The organism is Gammaproteobacteria bacterium (assembly GCA_015709695.1).
Lineage (GTDB): Bacteria > Pseudomonadota > Gammaproteobacteria > Steroidobacterales.
This window is the reverse complement of record CP054183.1, coordinates 101,157-118,427: the sequence shown is the minus strand read 5'-3', so window position 1 is coordinate 118,427 and position 17,271 is coordinate 101,157. Positions and strand designations below refer to the sequence as shown.

The window sequence follows — 17,271 nt, the reverse complement described above, 5'->3', positions numbered from 1 at the left end:
CTGGCCGCGGCTTGCCTACGCCGCGGCAGTCGCGACCTCAACGCGCATGAAGCAGCGTGACCTCCAGCGGATAGTGGTCGGAGCCGACATCCGGGCCACGTCGAACGCGGGTTGGGGCCAGCGCACGATCCACCAGGCAGTGATCGATGGCGATCTGCATCGGCGGCAGCCAGCTGGGCCAGGTGCCGAGCAGGCCGTCCTGTTGCCGGGCATCGTGCAGCCCCGTCTGCGCGAGCAGCGTGCGGAAGTACGGCGAGAACGGCGTGAGGTTCATGTCGCCCACGAGCAGGCGCGGCGGCGCGCCCGCCGCACGCTCCGGGCCCAGCAGCCTCGCCAGCCCGGCCAGCTGCCGGTTGCGCATGTCCGCGCGCGTCGGGGAGGTGGGCGACGACAGATGCACCGCCATCAGCTCCACTGCCCCGGAAGGCAGCTCGAGGATCGCACGCACGTTGACGCTGCCCGGAACGCCCAGGTTCGTGGCGACCGCCTCGCGCAGCGGATAGCGCGAGAACACACCGAGGCCCCAGGGCCCCCGATGGTCCACCGACATCCAGTATGGATAGCGCGCGGTCACCGGCGCGAGTTCGCGCACCCACTCCGGCGTGAGCTCGGAGAGCACCAGCACGGCGGGATCACGCCCGAGCAGGTAGTCGCGTACCCCGGCGTGGTCCTGGTTGCGGTAATACAGGTTCAGCGACAGCAGCTGCACCGGTTCGCCCACGGGCGCGTCGCGCCCGCCTGCACGCGGCAGCAGGTACGCGGCGCCGTACACGCCATGCAGCAGCAGCAGCGCCAGCGCCAGCAGTGCGGGAAACCGGCGGCGCAGGGCTGCAAAGACCAGCACCAGCAGCAGCGCACCCGCCAGGTACTGCAGGCGGAAATGCGTCGCCAGCTCCGGCAGCCAGCCGTAGCGGCCAAGCTGCGCCAGCACGCTGGCCAGCAACAGGCCGGCCAGCGCCAGCCATGCGGCACGCTCGGCGGCCCGCCGGATCACCGTGCTGCGCACGACGCCGCCCTCAGTCCGCCCGGGGACGACGCAGGCGGCGCAGCGTCAGCCGGCGCCAGGCGCGACGCAGGCGGCGCGCAACAGCCTCGGGCAGCGTCGGCCGGTGGTATTGCTGGTCGGCGGGATCCATCTCGACCCACTGTCGCTGGTACTTGAGCTTCACCCAGGCGTTCAGGTCGGTGCGCCGCGCCTGCCGGAACAGCCAGCGGCGCAGCATCCCCGCGCCAGGTGGCGCCGACACCGCGGTGCCGAAGTCGATGAGGAACGGGTGGCCACCCGGGCCCACCAGGATGTTGTCCTTGCGCTTGAGGTCGCCATGGGCAACACCTGCGCGATGCACGGCCTTGATGAGCTCCAGCAGTTCGGCGAAGAACTGCCCGCGATCGCCGGGCGGCTGGCCGGGTTCGCGCAGCGAGACGCCCGGCACCAGGTCGAGGACCAGTTCATCGCCTTCGCGCAGTCCATGGCAGGCCGGAACACCGGACACGCCGGCGAGCATGCGGTAGATGCCGTATTCGCGGCGGAGCATGGCGCGGCGCAGGGCGCGGGTGATGCCGCGGCCCATCGCCTTCTTGACGATGACCGGGCCGCTGGCTGTGTCGACGCGATACACCGCGCCCTGGTAACCCTGGCCAAGAAGGGTCGCGGTGCCATCCGCCGGCACGACGGCCTCGCCCTGTCCGCCCGCATCGTCGACCTCGCCGCTCGGCATGGCGGGGACCGGTCTCAGAGCTGCCAGTAGATCCAGCCGAGCCAGAATGCCGAATACGCCAGCACCAGCGGCTCCGCATTGCGGCTCATGCTGGTGCGAAACGACCAGCTTCCGCCCCGCTTCGGCACCAGGCCCGCAGGAATCACCGCAGGGGTGGCGCGCTGCCAGTCTTCGCAGGGCTGCCCGAAGATGCGTCGCAGCTTGCGGTCCTCGTACTCGATGGCGGCCGGATAGTAGAACCACCAGAACAGGACAGACAGCACCGCCGCCCACCACAGGCCGCTGGCCAGCGTGAACCCCGCAACCAGCAGCAGGTTGCCGGTGTAGAGCGGATGGCGGACCAGCGAATAGGGCCCGACCGTCGCCAGTTCCTGGTTCTTGGTGATGTAGCCCGAGGCATAGAGGCGCACCAGCGCACCGGCCACGGCCAGCACCGCCCCTGCCAGGAACAGGCCGGGCAGCGGCTGGCTGAGCAGGGCATACACCGGCATCAGCAACAGGCCGATACCCTGCCGCGCGACTTCCTGGTAGCGCAGCTCGCGCAGCACGCCGGCGATGCCCGTCAGGGGAGGCAGATCTCTGGTTCGGGAACCCATCTCTATCCTGTGTGCGGAACCTGGCCGCGGGCGGGACAGTACCAGAACGGCGGCGGCCGGGTCACGCCTGGCGCCGTGTGCCGGCCCGCAAGGCCGGCTGCTAGAATCCGCCCGGTCGCCCCGGCCACTGCGCTGGCGGCTGGCGTGGCCGAGGGCCTGTAGCTCAGTTGGTCAGAGCGGCGGACTCATAATCCGTTGGTCCCTGGTTCAAGTCCAGGCAGGCCCATACCCTCCAGCGGCCCGTTGCGCGCACAGGCCGGGATTTCATGCGTCATCGCGGGAATGGAGCCAGGCCGGATGAAGGACAGCGGACAGCAATCCCTGGGGCCCATTCGTCTTGCCGCCGGCGTCATGCCGCGCCACGTCCTGTGCTACCTGTTTGCCGCCTTCGTCAGCATCGGGCTGTTCACCTACTTCACGGCCCTGACGCCCTACCTGCTCCGCGTCAATCTCGGCCTGCCGCAGGCCGAGCATGGCCGCGTATCCGGTGACCTGCAGTTCTGGCAGGAAATCGTGCTGCTGGTAACCATCGGCCTGTGGGGTGCCGCCTCCGACCGGATCGGCAGGCGCGCGGTCTATGTCGCGGCTTTCCTGGTCATGGCGCTGGGCTACGGCCTGTACGCTTTCGCCGGTACCGTGGGCCAGCTCCTGGCCTGGCGCATCGTCATCGGCGTGGGCATCGCCGGGGCCGCGGCCATGCTCTCGACCATCATCGCGGACTACCCGGACGACGGCTCGCGGGGCAAGCTGACCGGCATCGCCTTCTTCCTCAACGGCATCGGCGCGGTGCTGTTCTTCGTCGGCCTGACCAGGTTGCCGCAGATGTTCGAGGCCAGGGGCAGCAGCGAACTCCTTGCCGGGCGTTATGCCTTCCTGGTCGTCACCGCCATTGCGCTGCTTGCCGGCCTGGTGATGCTGGGGCTGAAGCCGGGACGCCCGGATTCGGCGGCGGCGCGCACCCCGCTGCTGCGTCTGCTGGCCGAAGGCGTCACCGCAGCGGCGCGCGCGCCGCGCATCGCGCTGTGCTATGGCAGCGCCTTCGCCGCCCGTGCGGACATGGCCATCATCACCCTGTTCATCACCCTGTGGGTGACCCAGGCCGTGGCCGATACCAGCCTGAGCGCAACCCAGGCTGCCGCGAAGGCCGGTCAGGTAGTCGGCATCGTCCAGGGTGCATCGCTGCTGTGGTCGCCCGTCTTCGGCTTCATCGCCGACCGCATGAACCGCATCACGGTGCTGATCGTCGGCTTCCTGATGGCAGCCATCGGCTATGGCTGGGTGGCCGTCATCAAGGACCCGACCGCACCCGCCGCCATCCCCGCGCTGCTGGTGCTCGGCATTGGCCAGGGCAGCGCCATCCTCGCCTCCACCCTGCTCCTCAGCCAGGAGGCGCCGGCGCACATCCGCGGCAGTGTCTTCGGGCTGCAGAGCTTCTGCGGCGCGCTCGGCATCATGGCCATCTCCGCTGGTGGCGGGCGGCTGTTCGATTCGGTCGGACCCAGTGCTCCGTTCGTCGCCGTCGCCGTCGCCAACGGGCTGGTCTGCCTGTGGGCGGTGGCGCTGCGGGCAGTGGAGCGGCGGCAGCAGGTCACGGCACCCGCCTGATCCGAAGCGGCGCTGCGGGAAATCCGCCGCAGGTCGCAGTCCGCCCTGACACGGCCCGGCAGAATTGCTGCATGCCGCCTGATCGCCCGCATCCGCCGCTTGCGCTCGCGATGGCCCTGCTCGCCGCGCTGCCAGCATCGATCGTCGCCTGGGCGCTGGCCGCACCCCACGCGCCGTTGCGGGTCATAGGCTGGCTGCTGCTCGCACTCCTCGTCGGGGTGGCTGCGGCGCTGCTCCTCGCCGCACGCATCACCGGCCCGCTGGCGGAGCTGGAACGCAGGCTGCGGGGCTTCGATCCCGAGGCCGGGACACGCTCATCCGAACCGCCGGCCGCTGCACCACGCGAAGTCGCCGTGCTGTTCGATCGCCTGGCCGCGATCGACGAGCAGATGCAGGGCACGCTGCGCAGCCTGCGCGCCTCGGGGCAGCGCGGCGACCAGCTGCGACAGGAGCTGGTGGCAGTCATCGGCGCCCGTGACCGCGAGCTGAAGGGACGAGGCGAGGCGCTGCAACAGGCGCAGATCGCCCTCGAACGCCAGACCCGCATCGACGCGCTGACCGGGGTCGCCAACCGCCGCGGCTTCGAAGAGTCCTTCGACCGCGCCTGGCGCATGGCGCAACGGGAACAGCAGGCACTGTCGATCCTCATGGTCGACGTCGACCACCTCCGTACCTACGAGGCCGCTCGCGGGCAGGAGCAGGCCGATGCCTGCATCCAGGCGATCGCCAACACCACCCGCCACCTGGTTGGGCGTGCCACGGACCTCGTCGCCCACCATGGCGACGGCCGCTTCGTCGTGCTCCTCGGCAACACGCCGCTGGAGGGCGCGCTGCGCCTGGCGGAACAGCTGCGCGGCACGGTCCAGGCGCTGGGCCTGGCACACCCGCGGGCCACGGGGCCCGGCGTGGTCACGGTCAGCATCGGCGTGACCTCGACGTTGCCGCCGCGCGGCTCGAGGTCCAGGGCCGCCCTGTCGGCGGCCGAGCGTGCGCTCCAGCTGGCCATCGAGAAGGGCTGCAACCAGGTGGCATGGAGCAGCGCCGCCCGGACCGGCCTGTTCCAGGCGCTCTGCCTGCCGAACGACACGGCGACGCGCCCCTGCTGATTCCCCGATATTGAATTCAGGGCGGCCGCCCCCATCACTGGCCATGACCAGACCCCTTCCGCCCGTGCCGTCGGGCGGCAATCCATCGACGAAGGACGGGCCGGCATGAGCGACATCGAGCAGAAGACAGGCGAGCGGCCCGAGGGCGCGGCAGCCGCCACGCCCGGCGTTCCCGAGGACGTGCTGATCATCCTGCCGGTGCGCAACACGGTGGTGTTCCCGGGCGCCGTGGTGCCCCTCACCATCGGCCGCAAGGTGTCGCTGGCGGCTGCCGAGGAGGCCAGCCGCAGCGGCAGGCCCATCGGCCTGCTGATGCAGCGCGATCCCACCATCGACGAACCGCAGGGCGGCGACCTGCATGCCGTGGGCACGATCGCCCGCATCGTCCGCTACTTCACCGCGCGCGATGGCACGCAGCACGTCGTCTGCCAGGGCGAACGACGCTTCCGTACGCTCGACTACATCGGCGGCATGCCCTTCCTTGCCGCGCGGTTCGACCTCGTGGCGGAACATGCGCCGGAGAACACCGAGCTCGAGGCGCGCCTGCGCATCCTCAAGGAACGTTCCCTGGAAGCCATCTCGCTGCTGCCGCAGGCGATGCCCGAGCTCGCCGGCGTGGTCAACGGCATCGAGTCACCCGGCCAGCTGGCCGACCTGGTGGCCGGCTTCCTCGACATCAAGCCGGGCGAGAAGCAGAAGATCCTCGAGACCCTCGATCTGCGCAGCCGCCTCGACCGCGTCATCGAGCACCTCAACCACCAGATCGAGGTGATGAAGCTCTCACGCAGGCTCGAGGAACAGACCAAGGAGAAGATCGACGAGCGGCAGCGGGAGTTCTACCTGCGCGAGCAGATGAAGGCGATCCGCAACGAGCTCGGCGAGGGCGAGGAATCCGGCGAGGTCGAGGAGCTGCGCCAGGCCATTGCCGCGGCCGGCATGCCCGAGGAAGCGGCCCAGCAGGCCGCCAAGGAACTCAAGCGTCTGGAGCGGATGCCCGAGGAGTCCACCGAGCACTCCATGGTGCGCACCTACCTAGACTGGCTGATCGCCCTGCCCTGGGCGAAGCTCGATGCCGAGTCCATCGACATCGCCCGCGCGCGGGAGATCCTCGATGAGGACCACTTCGGCCTGCCGAAGGTCAAGCAGCGCATCCTCGAGTACCTGGCGGTACGCAAGCTCAACCCGGAGGGGCGCAGCCCCATCCTCTGCTTCGTCGGCCCACCCGGCGTGGGCAAGACCTCGCTCGGCCAGAGCATCGCCAGGGCGCTGGGCCTGAAGTTCGTGCGCGCGAGCCTCGGCGGCGTGCACGACGAAGCGGAGATCCGCGGCCACCGGCGCACCTACATCGGCTCGCTGCCGGGCAACGTCGTGCAGCAGCTGCGCAAGGCCGGGACGCGCAACCCGGTATTCATGCTCGACGAGATGGACAAGCTCGGCGCCAGCATGCACGGCGACCCCTCCTCGGCGCTGCTGGAGGTACTCGACCCGGAGCAGAACGGCAGCTTCCGCGACAATTACCTTGGCGTGCCGTTCGACCTGAGCAAGGTGTTCTTCCTCGGCACCGCCAACGTGCTCGACGCCATTCCCGGGCCGCTGCGCGACCGCATGGAGATCATCGAGCTGCCCGGCTACACCCAGGAAGAGAAGCTCGAAATCGCGCGCCGCTACCTGGTGAAGCGCCAGCTGTCGGCCAACGGCCTCAGCGACGCGCAGGCGCAGGTCGACGACGCGGCGCTGCAGCTCATCATCGGCCGCTACACGCGCGAGGCGGGGGTACGCAACCTGGAGCGCGAGATTGGCGCCGTGCTGCGCAATGCCGCGGTACGCATCACCGAGGGCAAGGCCGAGGCGGTGCACGTCGGTGCCGGCAACGTGGCCGAGGTGCTGGGTGCCCCGCGCTTCGAGCCGGAAGTGGCCCTGCGCACCGCCACCGCTGGCGTCGCCACCGGCCTGGCCTGGACACCGGTCGGCGGCGACATCCTGTTCGTCGAGGCCACGGCCGTGCGTGGCAAGGGCGGACTGATCCTCACCGGCCAGCTCGGCGATGTCATGAAGGAAAGCGCCCAGGCCGCGGTGACCCTGGTGAAGGCGCGGGCCGACAGCCTCGACCTCGGCGACTACCGCTTCGACGAGCATGACCTGCACATCCATGTGCCAGCGGGTGCGATCCCCAAGGACGGCCCGAGCGCGGGCGTGGCGCTGTTCACCGCCGTGGCCTCGCTGCTGACGGACCGCAAGGTGCGCAGCGACGTCGCCATGACCGGAGAGATCAGCCTCCGCGGGCTGGTGCTGCCGGTGGGCGGCATCAAGGAGAAGTCGCTCGCTGCCCTGCGTGCCGGCATCCACACCGTGCTGCTGCCGGCCCGCAACCGCAAGGACCTCGAGGAGATCCCGGAGAGCGCCCGCGCACAGCTGGACTTCATCTGGCTGGAGACCGTCGACGACGCACTCCGGCACGCGCTCGAATAGCCCGCACCGGCCGTCGGGCGCTGGACCGGCGACGGCCGGCGGTGTTAGCGTCACGGCCGCCGTGCGGCCCGGCGCCGGCACACCAGGGGAGCTCTCATGGCGGCCAGGGGCGCCACACTCGCCGTCGGCATCATCGGCCAGGACCAGGCGGCCCGGCTGCCACCGCTGCTGCGCCACGCCAGCCGGTTCGCCGACGAGATCCTCTACGTCGACGGCGGCTCGACCGATGACTCGAGGCGCGTCGTCGAGGCCTTTCCCAAGGCGCGCTTCATCAGCCGGCGATTCGACGGCAACTTCGCCCGCCAGCGCAATGTCGTCATGGAGAACCTGCGCTCCGACTGGGTGCTGTTCCTCGACACGGACGAACTCGCCGGGCCGCTGCTGCTGCGGCTCCTGCCGCGGCTCCTGGCTTCGGGCTTCGGCAGCATCAGCATGCCCCGCTACTGGCTCGCCAGCGAAAATCCGGCGCTCTACGTGGACTCCCCGCGGCACTATCCGGACCGCCAGACACGCCTGATCCGCAATCGCCCCGGCGCCCGCTACGACGAATCACGCCCCGTGCACGAATGGATCCCGCGCCAGCACCGCGATCCGGTGCTGCGGCTGAAGCATGCACATCTGCTGCACTATTGCCTGCTGTGGGAGGACCGGGCCGCGCGCGAACGCAAGGTGGCCCGCTACGAGAGCGTCCGGCATGACCCGCTGAACCGGGAGCTCTACCTGTTCGAGGATTTCCGGCATCGCTTGCGGCCCTGCCGCGAGGCCTGGCTGGACGGTGGCACGCGTACCAGCAGCGTGGATGCCGCACTGGACCTGTTGAGGTTTGGCGCCTTTGCCCTGCGCCACGGCGCCTTCAGCTCGGGGGCCGCGAAGACCGCTGAGCATGCCGCTGGGGAACCCGGGGGCGGTGGCTGAAGAGGGGGCGCGGCAGCCTCCCTGCCGCCGCGCAGGCCCGGGGCGCAGCCCCGGAACCCGGAACAGAAGATAGTGGGGTCAGCAAGCGCCGGCTGTGATCGCACTCACAGCGATGACGCGCCGAGCGCGGCGCGGGACGCAGTTCGCGCAATCAGCCCTGGGCCGGCGCCGCGGCACGCGTCGTGCGGTAGCCCCAGCGGCCGGCGCGGCGCTCGTTGAGCTGGTTGACGATCTGCTCGGCAGCGTGCTTGACCGCCGTGGAGGTGCCCTGCAGGTAGCCGTTGATGGCGTTGGCGCCCTGGCGGATGGTGTAGCGATGCCAGTTCTTGCCGGCCGCACCGGCAGGCGGCTCGGTCCGCTCGATGGATACCAGCCTGAATGGCTCGGGCTGCGCGGTGGCCTTGCCATCCTGCTTCTCGACGGCCTTGGTGTTGTTCTTTTTTGCTCGTTCACTGGCCATGGACAATGCCTCGGTACGCCGGCCGGCAGGCCTGGCTGCGGTGCCTGGGTGACGGACTGCCTGGAGGGCGGCCACCGGAAGGAAGCGCGTAGCCTAGCACCGGGCGACGGCCCCGGCAATCGAAACCAGGCCAAGTCCTTGTTTAGTAAAGAGCGCTCGACCCGTGCCGGGCCGGGAAGCGTCGTGCCGTCAGTAGATGGCCGCCAGCGTCCGCTGCAGGGCCGCGGGGTCGGCGACGGCGATCGCTTCCACCCGGGGGTCCGCGAGATCCACGGCCTGGCCTGTCGCCACGCTGACCGCCCGGCTGATACCGGCGGCATCGAACTCATCCGGGCGCAGCACGATGGTGGCCGGCGCGGCCCCGTCCGCACGCTTCGCCCCGCCGGGCAGGTAGATGCAGCCGGTCACGAAATCCACGCCGAAAGCGACCAGCCCGGGCACGAGGAAAACGATCAGTCCGGCGGCGTCGAGGATGGCCACGCCCGGATCGATCTGTCCCGACTTCTGGCCCTTGCGTTCCGGGTAGATCAGCAGGCCGCAGGCCGTGCCCTGCAACACCAGCACGACCAGCGTCAGGGTGGCAATGATGCGCTTCATGGAGCCCTCCAGTGGATTCACCCGGGCTTCCCTCCCCCGGGCCGGCCGAACAACGCGGCAAGCTGGTCGCGGGCAGCCGCCTCGGCGGCTGAACCGGCGGCATCCCAGGCGCCCGGGCGCGGCCGGAAATAGTCGCAGAAATTCGCCTGTTCCTTGTTTCGTACCTCTTCGGCGTCCTCCTCGCGGCACTTGCGCTGGATACGCGGGTCCCAGGAACGGCACATGCGGCAGACGTGCAGCTGGGCGTGGCAGGCCGGACATTCCTCGAGGCGGCGCAGCGGCAGCGACAGCGCCGCCAGCGAGGCCCCGCAGTGCCAGCAGACCAGGTCGTGGCTCATGGTGGCGGCATTATAGCCAGCGGGCCGACCCGCCCGGCGGCCGGGGCCGCGGATTTCCCGGGCGGTGGCCGCAGGCGGCCCTTATAATGCCGCGCTTCCTCCGCCCCGGCACCCGTGACATGTCTGCTGCCAGCCGCCTGCGCAACATCGCCATCATCGCCCATGTCGATCATGGCAAGACCACCCTCGTGGACCAGCTGCTCAAGCAGTCGAGCACGCTGGACGAGCGCTTCGTGCTGCCCGAGCGCGCCATGGACTCCAATGACCTGGAGCGCGAGCGCGGCATCACCATCCTCGCCAAGAACACCGCCATCCGCTGGCGCGACTGGCGCATCAACATCGTCGACACCCCGGGCCACGCCGATTTCGGCGGCGAGGTCGAGCGCGTGCTGTCCATGGTGGACAGCGTGCTGCTGCTGGTGGATGCCGTCGACGGGCCCATGCCGCAGACCCGTTTCGTCACCCAGAAGGCCTTCGCCCGCGGCTTCACGCCCATCGTCGTCATCAACAAGGTGGACCGCGACGGCGCCCGGCCCGACTGGGTTCTGGACCAGACCTTCGACCTGTTCGACCGCCTCGGCGCCACGGACCAGCAGCTGGATTTCCCGGTGATCTACGCCTCGGCGCTCAACGGCTACGCCGGCCGCAGGGCCGATGTGCGGACCGGGGACATGACGGCGCTGTTCGAGGCCATCGTCGAGCATGTGCCGCCGCCGGCGGTGGATGTGGACGGGCCGCTGCAGCTGCAGGTCTCCAGTCTCGGCTACGACTCCTACGTCGGCGTGCTGGGCGTCGGCCGCGTGACCCGCGGCACCATCACGCCCAACACCGCCATCAGCGTGGTGGCAGCCGACGGCAGCACGCGCCAGGCGCGCCTCGGCGAGCTCTACGGCTTCATGGGCCTGAAGCGCACGCCGGTGCAGGCCGCCGCCGCGGGCGACATCGTCGCCTTCAGCGGCGTGGAGGAGCTGCGCATCTCCGATACCATCTGCGACCGCAACGTGCCGGAGGGCCTGCCGCCGCTGCAGGTGGACGAACCCACCATCAGCATGACCTTCCAGGTGAACAAGTCGCCGTTCGCCGGCCGCGAGGGCAAGTACCTCACCAGCCGCCAGATCCGCGCGCGCCTCGACCAGGAGCTGCTGCACAACGTGGCGCTGCGGGTGGAGGAAACGGAGGACGCCGACAAGTTCAAGGTCTCCGGCCGCGGCGAGCTGCACCTCTCGGTGCTCATCGAGAACATGCGCCGCGAAGGCTACGAGCTGGCGGTATCGCGGCCCGAGGTCATCGAGCACGTCGTCGACGGGGTGCGCTGCGAGCCCTGGGAACAGCTCACCGTGGATTTCGCCGAGGAGCACCAGGGCGCGGTGATGAGCCGCATCGCCGAACGCAAGGGGGAGCTGCTCGCCTCCCAGCCCGACGGCCGCGGCCGGCTGCGGCTGGACTACCGCATCCCGGCGCGCGGACTCATCGGCTTCCGCACCGAGTACCTGACGGCCACCGCGGGCACCGGGCTGATCTACCATGTCTTCGACCGCTACGCGCCGCGCGTGCCGGTCGCCATCGGCCAGCGCATCAACGGCGTGCTGGTGTCCAACGTGGCGGGCAAGGCGCTCGCCTACTCGCTGTTCAACCTGCAGGAGCGCGGCCGCCTGTTCATCGGCCACGGCGAACCCGTATACGAGGGCATGCTCGTCGGCATCCACAGCCGCGGCAATGACCTGGTGGTGAATCCCACCAAGGGCAAGCAGCTGACCAACATCCGCGCCGCCGGGTCCGACGAGAACATCCTGCTGACGCCGCCGATCCGCTTCTCGCTGGAGCAGGCGCTGGAGTTCATCGACGACGACGAGCTGGTGGAAGTCACCCCCGGCAGCATCCGTCTGCGCAAGAAACTGCTCACGGAGAGCGACCGCAAGCGCGCCTCGCGCCTGCCGGCCTGAGACAGGAGGAAGACCGCATGACCAAGGACACGCTGTTCCTGCTGAAGCCCGACTTCCACAACGATGGCAAGGGGCCCTTCTATTGCCCCGATTGCGCGCTGGTGGAGGGCCTGCTTTCCTACTATCCGAAGCTGCGCCACAAGATCGACGTGCACTACGTGGACTTCGCCCGGCCGCGCACCGCCATCGTCGCCCTGCTGGGCGAAGCCAACCAGGGCTGCCCGGTGCTGGTGCTGGCCGACGGCCGCCGCGTGCTCGATGCCGGCATCGAGGTGCAGGAGGCCCAGGGCCACCGCTTCATCGCCCGCGAAGCCGACATCCGCCGCTACCTGTCGGGCAGCTTCGGCATCGGCCACGCGGCCTGAGGCCCGGGCAGCCGGCTCCAGGCCCGGCCTGATCGCATGCCAGGCCCCGAGGAGGAAGCGCGCAACCGCCCCAGGGGCCGCTCGCTGCGGCCGCTGCTGGCGCTGCTGCCGTACCTGCGGCCCTACCGCGGCACGCTGGTGCTCGCCGTCATCGCCCTGCTCAGCGCCTCCGGCCTGATGCTGGCGCTGCCGGTGGCGGGCAAGTACGTCATCGACCACGGCTTCTCCGCGGGCGGCGGCGAGCGCATCAACCTCTATTTCACGGGGTTTGCGGCGCTGGTGGTGCTGTTCTGCGCATTCGCCTCGCTGCGCTACTACCTGCTCGCCTGGATCGGCGAGCGGGTGGTCGCCGACATCCGCGACCGGATCTACGCCCACGTGATCCGCCTCGACCCGGCCTTCTTCGAGGTGACGCGCACCGGCGAAGTGCTGTCGCGGCTCACCGCGGACACCACCCTGATCCAGTCCATCGCCGGCGTGAACTTCTCCATGGTGCTGCGTTCGCTGGTACAGCTGCCCGGCGCGCTGGTGATGCTGGCCATCACCAACATCCGGCTGATGGGCGTGATCGTGCTGTTCATCCCCGCGGTCATGGCGCCGGTGATCCTCATCGGCCGCAGGGTGCGCGCCCTGTCCCGCGCCTCCCAGGACCGCATTGCCGACACCAGCGCGCTCGCCAGCGAGTCGCTGAATGCCGTGCAGATCGTGCAGGCCTTCACCGCCGAACCGATGCTCACACGCCGCTTCCATGCAGCGGTCGAATCGAGCTTCGCGACGGCCATCGACCGCACCCGGGTACGGGCAGTGATGACCTTCGTCACCTTCGTCGCGGTGTTCGGCGGCATCACCTTCGTCGTCTGGGTCGGCGCGCGCACCGTGCTCGCCGGCGGCATGAGCTACGGCGAGCTGGCGCAGTTCCTGCTCTACGCCATGTTCACCGCCACGTCGGCAGGTACCCTCACGGAAATGTGGGGCGAGGTGCAGCGCGCTTCCGGCGCCACGGAGCGCATGGTGGAGCTCCTCGACGCCAGGCCGGCGGTACACCTGGCCCCGCAGCCGGTCGCCATGCCGGCGCCGGGACGCGGCCACATCCGCTTCGAGGGCGTGGGCTTCAGCTACCCCTCGCGCCGGGAGCAGAGGGCGCTCGACGGCTTCAGCCTGGAGATCCGGCCCGGCGAGCGCGTGGCCTTCGTCGGCCCCTCAGGGGCCGGCAAGAGCACCACCTTCCAGCTGCTGCTGCGTTTCTACGACCCGCAGGCGGGACGCATCGTCGTCGATGGCGTGGACATCGCCAGCGCGGATCCGGCCGAGCTGCGTGCGCGTATCGGCCTGGTGCCCCAGGAGACCATGATCTTCGGCGACACCGCCCGCGAGAACATCCGCTTCGGACGTGCCTCGGCAACCGATGCCGAGGTGGAGGCGGCAGCGCGCTCGGCGGTCGCCGCCGGTTTCCTCCGCGAGCTGCCCCAGGGCTTCGACACCTTCCTCGGGGAACGCGGCATGCGGCTCTCCGGCGGCCAGCGCCAGCGGCTGGCCATCGCCCGGGCGATCCTCAAGAACCCGCCGATCCTGTTGCTCGACGAGGCCACCAGCGCGCTCGACTCGGAGAACGAGCGGCTGGTCCAGCAGGCGCTCGACCAGCTGATGGAGAACCGCACCACCATCATCATCGCCCATCGCCTTGCCACCGTGCTCAAGGCGGACAGGATCGTGGTGATGGATCGCGGGCGCATCGTCGACATCGGCACGCACGATGAGCTGGTGGCACGCGCGCCGCTGTATGCGCGGCTGGCCGAACTGCAGTTCGGCGCGCCCGACGCGCCACCCGCCGCGGCCGCCACGGCCTGACCGCGGCCATGCGGCCGCTGGCGCCCCGGGCCGTCGCCGCCTAGACTCGCCGCATGGGCAGCTGGTCAGTCGCCATCGCCGCCAGCATCTTCCTGATACTGCTCGGCCTCGTCACCCACTGGAGCCTGATACTCCTGGGCGTGCTGCTGCCGCTGTGGCCCGTGCTCAGCGAACTCATCCGCCGGCGACGGCAGCCGCCGCCTGCCTGAGCCCGCCAGCCGCGCTCAGTGCGGAGCCGGCCGGGCCAGGGTATCCGCCACCGCCTGGTCGATCCACCTGAGGAAGTTCGGGTGCTCGGAGATGCCCTTCTCCTGGAAGCGGAAGTCGAGCCCCGCCAGGTCCTTCTGCAGCTTCGGCTGCACGCCTGCGACATTGATCACGTAGGGCACCACGATCACGTCCTCGCCCCGCACGCGCGCCTCGCTCACCTTCGCCCGGAAGGCCCTGGCGTTGGCGGCGCGCACCGGCGGCGGCGCATCGTCCTGGATGTTGAGGGCCTCGACGCTGGCGAACCGGCTCTGCTGCTTCAGCCAGGCGGCGAGCTTGCGCAGCTCGACCAGGTCGCGCTCGTTGTCGGCATTGTCCTCCGGTCCGTGGGCGATGATCACCACCGCCTCCTTCGCTTCGTCCCGGCTCAGCTCGCGGGCATGGTCCAGCAGGATCTGCCCGACCAGCGGGCTGTCATTGACCGAGCCGGTCATGAGCATCGGCGCCTTGCTGGTCACCTGCGGCACCTTCGCATACGCCGCCTGCCCGCGCAGGCCGAGGATGTACTGCCACTGCCGGCGCAACGAGCGGTAATCGCTGGTGCCGTAGTCCACCGCGACGATGGTCTCCACGCCCGCGGCGTTGAGTTCATCGGCGGCCTGCTGCAGCGCCTGGCTGGTCGTCATGGCCATGCCGAAGGCAATCGCCGTCGGCTGCCGCGCCGCCAGCGGTTCCAGCCGCGAGCGGAAGGTCTGGTCCGAAGGCTCGCTGACCCCGTGGTTGAGCACCAGCAGGCCCACCTTGCCCCGGACCTGTGCCGGGCTGATGTACCAGGCGTAGTCGGCCCGCATGCTGTTCATGATCATGTGCAGCACGTTGTCGGGCATGGTCGCGAACACCGGGATGTTGGCACGCAACTCGGCGGTGGCCTCCGGGCCGTGGTCGTGGGGGATCATCGGATGGCGACCCGGCTCGAGCGGATCGGGCTGGAAGTTGACGTCTCCCGCCGCCCGCACGGGACCCGCCATGACGAGGCCGGCCAGCACCAGGGCCAGCGATGGAAATGCCTTGTGATTCCTGATCATGGTCTGCTCCCCCGCGATGCCCGACCGGCGCTGGCGCCCGCCACCGCCCGATGGCGGACTATAGCAAGCCCATGCGCTCAGGACGGCAGGGTCGCGGCCAGGTCCGCCAGCAGCGCGGCCGCCACCGCAGGGGCCTTCAAACGAGCCTGGTTGAGTTCCAGCTCGATGCCGAGGTAGGGCTGCGCGGCGAAATGGCGGCGCAGCGCCACCACCAGGCCGTCGGCGGTACCCCGGTACGGGTAGTTGCGCCGCAGCTTCCAGTCGGGGGCGCACACCGCCATCCGCGACTGCCACTCACGGCAGAACGCCGCCTCCTCCGCACGCGCCGGGTCATAGAGCAGGCCCACGTCGGCATTGCGCCGCTGGCCATCGAGGACCGGCGTGAAGGAGTGCACCGACAGGTGCAGCACCTGCTCGCCGCGGTCGAGGTGGCTGGCGACCCAGGCGCGCAGCAGCCGGCGATACGGATGATAGTGGCGTGCGAGCACCCGCTCGCGCTCCTCCGCGGCCAGGCGCCGGGATGGCCCGGAGAACAGCGCCGGATGGCCGATGGAGCGGTTGAGGTCGACCAGCAGCCGGGTCACGGTCGCCGCGACCAGCGGCGCGTCGAGCCGCCGCTGCAATGCGCGTGCCGCCGCCAGCGCGCCGATGTCCAGGCCGCGGTGCGAGGCGAGCAGCCGCTGCCGGCCTGCAAAGAGCCGACGGTACGGCACCGGCACGCGGTTGCCGCCGTGCTCGCAGCTCAACAGCAGCCGCAGCGCCGTGCGCGGCGCCGGCTCAGCGGCGCGACGGCGCGGCATAGGGCTCGTCCATCGCCAGGCACTGGCAGAGCTGGCGGTACACGCGCTCCAGGTCACTGCGGCCCGGCTCGCGCGGCAGCGCCGCGACGATGCGCGTGGCGAGCGTGCCATGGCGCAGATAGTGTTCCAGCGCTCGCTCAGCATCGCGGTCCAGCGCCCCCGCCTGCGCCGCGCGCTCGGCGAGGACACCCCAGAGCTGGCCGACGCGGATACTGCTGCCGCGGTAGCCCAGCGCGGCGAGATAGCCGCTGTCGTGGATCTCGGTGGCCTCGGCATCGACGATGGTCGCGGCCAGGTAGCGTGCCAGCCCGGCGGTGTCCCGGTCCTGCAGCGACCGCAGGTCGCAGTGCCGTTCCTCGCAGAGCGAGCGCAGCACCGCGACGATGAGCTGCGCGAAGGCGAGGTCCATGCGCGGGCATTCCTGCACGTCGAGCACGCGGATCTCCAGCGCCATGCGCCCGAAGCGCGGGATCGCGCCCCGCGCATTGACCCACTCCTCGGCCAGCAGGCCCTGCGGGTCAAGCGGCGCCAGGTCGGCGTAGATGCGCCCGAGGATGCGCCGCTGGTACTCGGCGATGCCATACACCGGCTCGGGCACCACCTCGCCGGTCACCGAGGGGATGCGCCGGCAGTTGCCGCGGTAGACATCGAGCCGGTTGTCGGCGATGCCGGTGAGCCGCGCATCCATCACCGGCGAGCTGGCCGCAAGACCCGGCATCAGCGGCAGGAGGAAACGCACCGCCGCGTGCAGGGCGGCGAACTCCCGGTCGTCGGCGAAGGGCAGGTTGATGTGCATGCTCTGCAGGTTGGCCCAGCCGTGCCCCTTGCAGGAGAAGATGCGGTCGAAGCAGTCGTAGACCTCGCGGTTGTCGTGGGGCCAGAGCCGCAGTTCCCGCGACGGATCCATCCACGGGTGCATGGCCGAGGGCATCAGCGCCAGGCCGCGGCCCGCCAGCAGCGCGTTGGCCCTGGCGATCTCGCCATGGAAGCGCGCGGCCAGGCCGCCAAGGCCCGGTGCCGGGCCGTTCAGCTTGAATTCGATGACGTGCAGCGCCAGCTCGTTGTTCCAGGCCATGTCGCCATGGCAGTACTCGCCGGTGATGTCGCCGGCGGCCTCCGCCAGCAGCCAGTCCGCCCGCGGCGCGACGTCGAGGCTGTCGGCGGCGACGAGCATGTACTCGAGCTCGATGCCGAAACCCTGGAACAGCCGCAGCATGGC

17 protein-coding genes and 1 tRNA gene are annotated in these 17,271 nt (G+C 70.3%); 9 read left to right on the top strand and 9 right to left on the bottom strand.

The features are described 5' to 3' along the window. Positions 1 to 37 precede the first annotated feature (37 nt). The 3 genes from HRU81_00645 to HRU81_00635 are packed head-to-tail and all read right to left on the bottom strand — an operon-like array spanning position 38 to position 2,314. Positions 38 to 1,006 (bottom strand): endonuclease/exonuclease/phosphatase family protein, encoded by a 969-nt coding sequence (locus HRU81_00645; GenBank protein ID QOJ30741.1) that lies wholly within the window; start codon positions 1,004 to 1,006, stop codon positions 38 to 40. Between the two features lie 10 nt (positions 1,007 to 1,016). Beyond that, positions 1,017 to 1,718: a hypothetical protein gene (locus HRU81_00640; GenBank protein QOJ30740.1), complete on the bottom strand. Its 702-nt coding sequence runs from the start codon at positions 1,716 to 1,718 to the stop codon at positions 1,017 to 1,019. Between the two features lie 14 nt (positions 1,719 to 1,732). Further along, positions 1,733 to 2,314 (bottom strand): isoprenylcysteine carboxylmethyltransferase family protein, encoded by a 582-nt coding sequence (locus tag HRU81_00635; GenBank protein QOJ30739.1) that lies wholly within the window; start codon positions 2,312 to 2,314, stop codon positions 1,733 to 1,735. A gap of 152 nt (positions 2,315 to 2,466) precedes the next feature. On the opposite strand from HRU81_00635, the gene HRU81_00630 reads away from it, so the two are divergent. From HRU81_00630 to HRU81_00610, 5 genes are all read left to right on the top strand, one after another. Next, positions 2,467 to 2,540 (top strand) — tRNA-Ile (locus tag HRU81_00630). A 71-nt stretch (positions 2,541 to 2,611) separates the two neighbouring features. After that, positions 2,612 to 3,919: an MFS transporter gene (locus HRU81_00625; GenBank protein ID QOJ30738.1), complete on the top strand. Its 1,308-nt coding sequence runs from the start codon at positions 2,612 to 2,614 to the stop codon at positions 3,917 to 3,919. 71 nt (positions 3,920 to 3,990) lie between these two features. Beyond that, positions 3,991 to 5,025, top strand: a complete 1,035-nt coding sequence (locus HRU81_00620; protein ID QOJ30737.1) for a GGDEF domain-containing protein — start codon at positions 3,991 to 3,993, stop codon at positions 5,023 to 5,025. Between the two features lie 105 nt (positions 5,026 to 5,130). Continuing rightward, complete coding sequence (gene lon, locus HRU81_00615) at positions 5,131 to 7,494, top strand: endopeptidase La (protein QOJ30736.1); 2,364 nt, start codon at positions 5,131 to 5,133, stop codon at positions 7,492 to 7,494. A gap of 96 nt (positions 7,495 to 7,590) precedes the next feature. Next, positions 7,591 to 8,409 (top strand): glycosyltransferase, encoded by an 819-nt coding sequence (locus tag HRU81_00610; GenBank protein ID QOJ30735.1) that lies wholly within the window; start codon positions 7,591 to 7,593, stop codon positions 8,407 to 8,409. A gap of 151 nt (positions 8,410 to 8,560) precedes the next feature. Here the strand turns inward: HRU81_00610 and HRU81_00605 are convergent, their stop codons facing one another. The 3 genes from HRU81_00605 to HRU81_00595 form a co-directional block, all read right to left on the bottom strand. After that, a complete protein-coding gene (locus tag HRU81_00605; protein ID QOJ30734.1) occupies positions 8,561 to 8,869 on the bottom strand; it encodes a hypothetical protein in 309 nt (102 codons plus the stop codon). A 189-nt stretch (positions 8,870 to 9,058) separates the two neighbouring features. Further along, positions 9,059 to 9,466: a hypothetical protein gene (locus HRU81_00600; GenBank protein QOJ30733.1), complete on the bottom strand. Its 408-nt coding sequence runs from the start codon at positions 9,464 to 9,466 to the stop codon at positions 9,059 to 9,061. 17 nt (positions 9,467 to 9,483) lie between these two features. Next, entirely contained in the window at positions 9,484 to 9,804 is a 321-nt protein-coding gene (locus HRU81_00595; GenBank protein QOJ30732.1) for a hypothetical protein, read from the bottom strand. A 119-nt stretch (positions 9,805 to 9,923) separates the two neighbouring features. Between HRU81_00595 and typA the strand changes: the two genes are divergently transcribed. Genes typA through HRU81_00575 form a run of 4 tightly spaced genes read left to right on the top strand, consistent with a single transcriptional unit; the run spans position 9,924 to position 14,169 of the window. Continuing rightward, positions 9,924 to 11,747: a translational GTPase TypA gene (typA, locus tag HRU81_00590; GenBank protein QOJ30731.1), complete on the top strand. Its 1,824-nt coding sequence runs from the start codon at positions 9,924 to 9,926 to the stop codon at positions 11,745 to 11,747. A 17-nt stretch (positions 11,748 to 11,764) separates the two neighbouring features. After that, positions 11,765 to 12,112 (top strand): DUF3088 domain-containing protein, encoded by a 348-nt coding sequence (locus tag HRU81_00585; GenBank protein QOJ30730.1) that lies wholly within the window; start codon positions 11,765 to 11,767, stop codon positions 12,110 to 12,112. Between the two features lie 36 nt (positions 12,113 to 12,148). Beyond that, complete coding sequence (locus HRU81_00580; GenBank protein ID QOJ30729.1) at positions 12,149 to 13,960, top strand: ATP-binding cassette domain-containing protein; 1,812 nt, start codon at positions 12,149 to 12,151, stop codon at positions 13,958 to 13,960. 53 nt (positions 13,961 to 14,013) lie between these two features. Next, the gene (locus HRU81_00575) at positions 14,014 to 14,169 is read left to right on the top strand and encodes a hypothetical protein (protein QOJ30728.1); all 156 of its coding nucleotides are present in this window, start codon (positions 14,014 to 14,016) and stop codon (positions 14,167 to 14,169) included. Positions 14,170 to 14,184: 15 nt separating this feature from the next. Here HRU81_00575 and HRU81_00570 read toward each other — a convergent pair whose 3' ends face one another. The 3 genes from HRU81_00570 to HRU81_00560 form a co-directional block, all read right to left on the bottom strand. Further along, positions 14,185 to 15,252, bottom strand: a complete 1,068-nt coding sequence (locus tag HRU81_00570; protein QOJ30727.1) for a hypothetical protein — start codon at positions 15,250 to 15,252, stop codon at positions 14,185 to 14,187. Between the two features lie 77 nt (positions 15,253 to 15,329). Further along, entirely contained in the window at positions 15,330 to 16,052 is a 723-nt protein-coding gene (locus tag HRU81_00565) for an N-formylglutamate amidohydrolase (GenBank protein QOJ30726.1), read from the bottom strand. Further along, on the bottom strand, positions 16,030 to 17,268 hold the full coding sequence (locus tag HRU81_00560) for a glutamate--cysteine ligase (protein QOJ30725.1): 1,239 nt from the start codon (positions 17,266 to 17,268) through the stop codon (positions 16,030 to 16,032). Before HRU81_00560 ends, HRU81_00565 begins: the two co-directional genes overlap by 23 nt. Between the last annotated feature and the right edge of the window lie 3 nt (positions 17,269 to 17,271).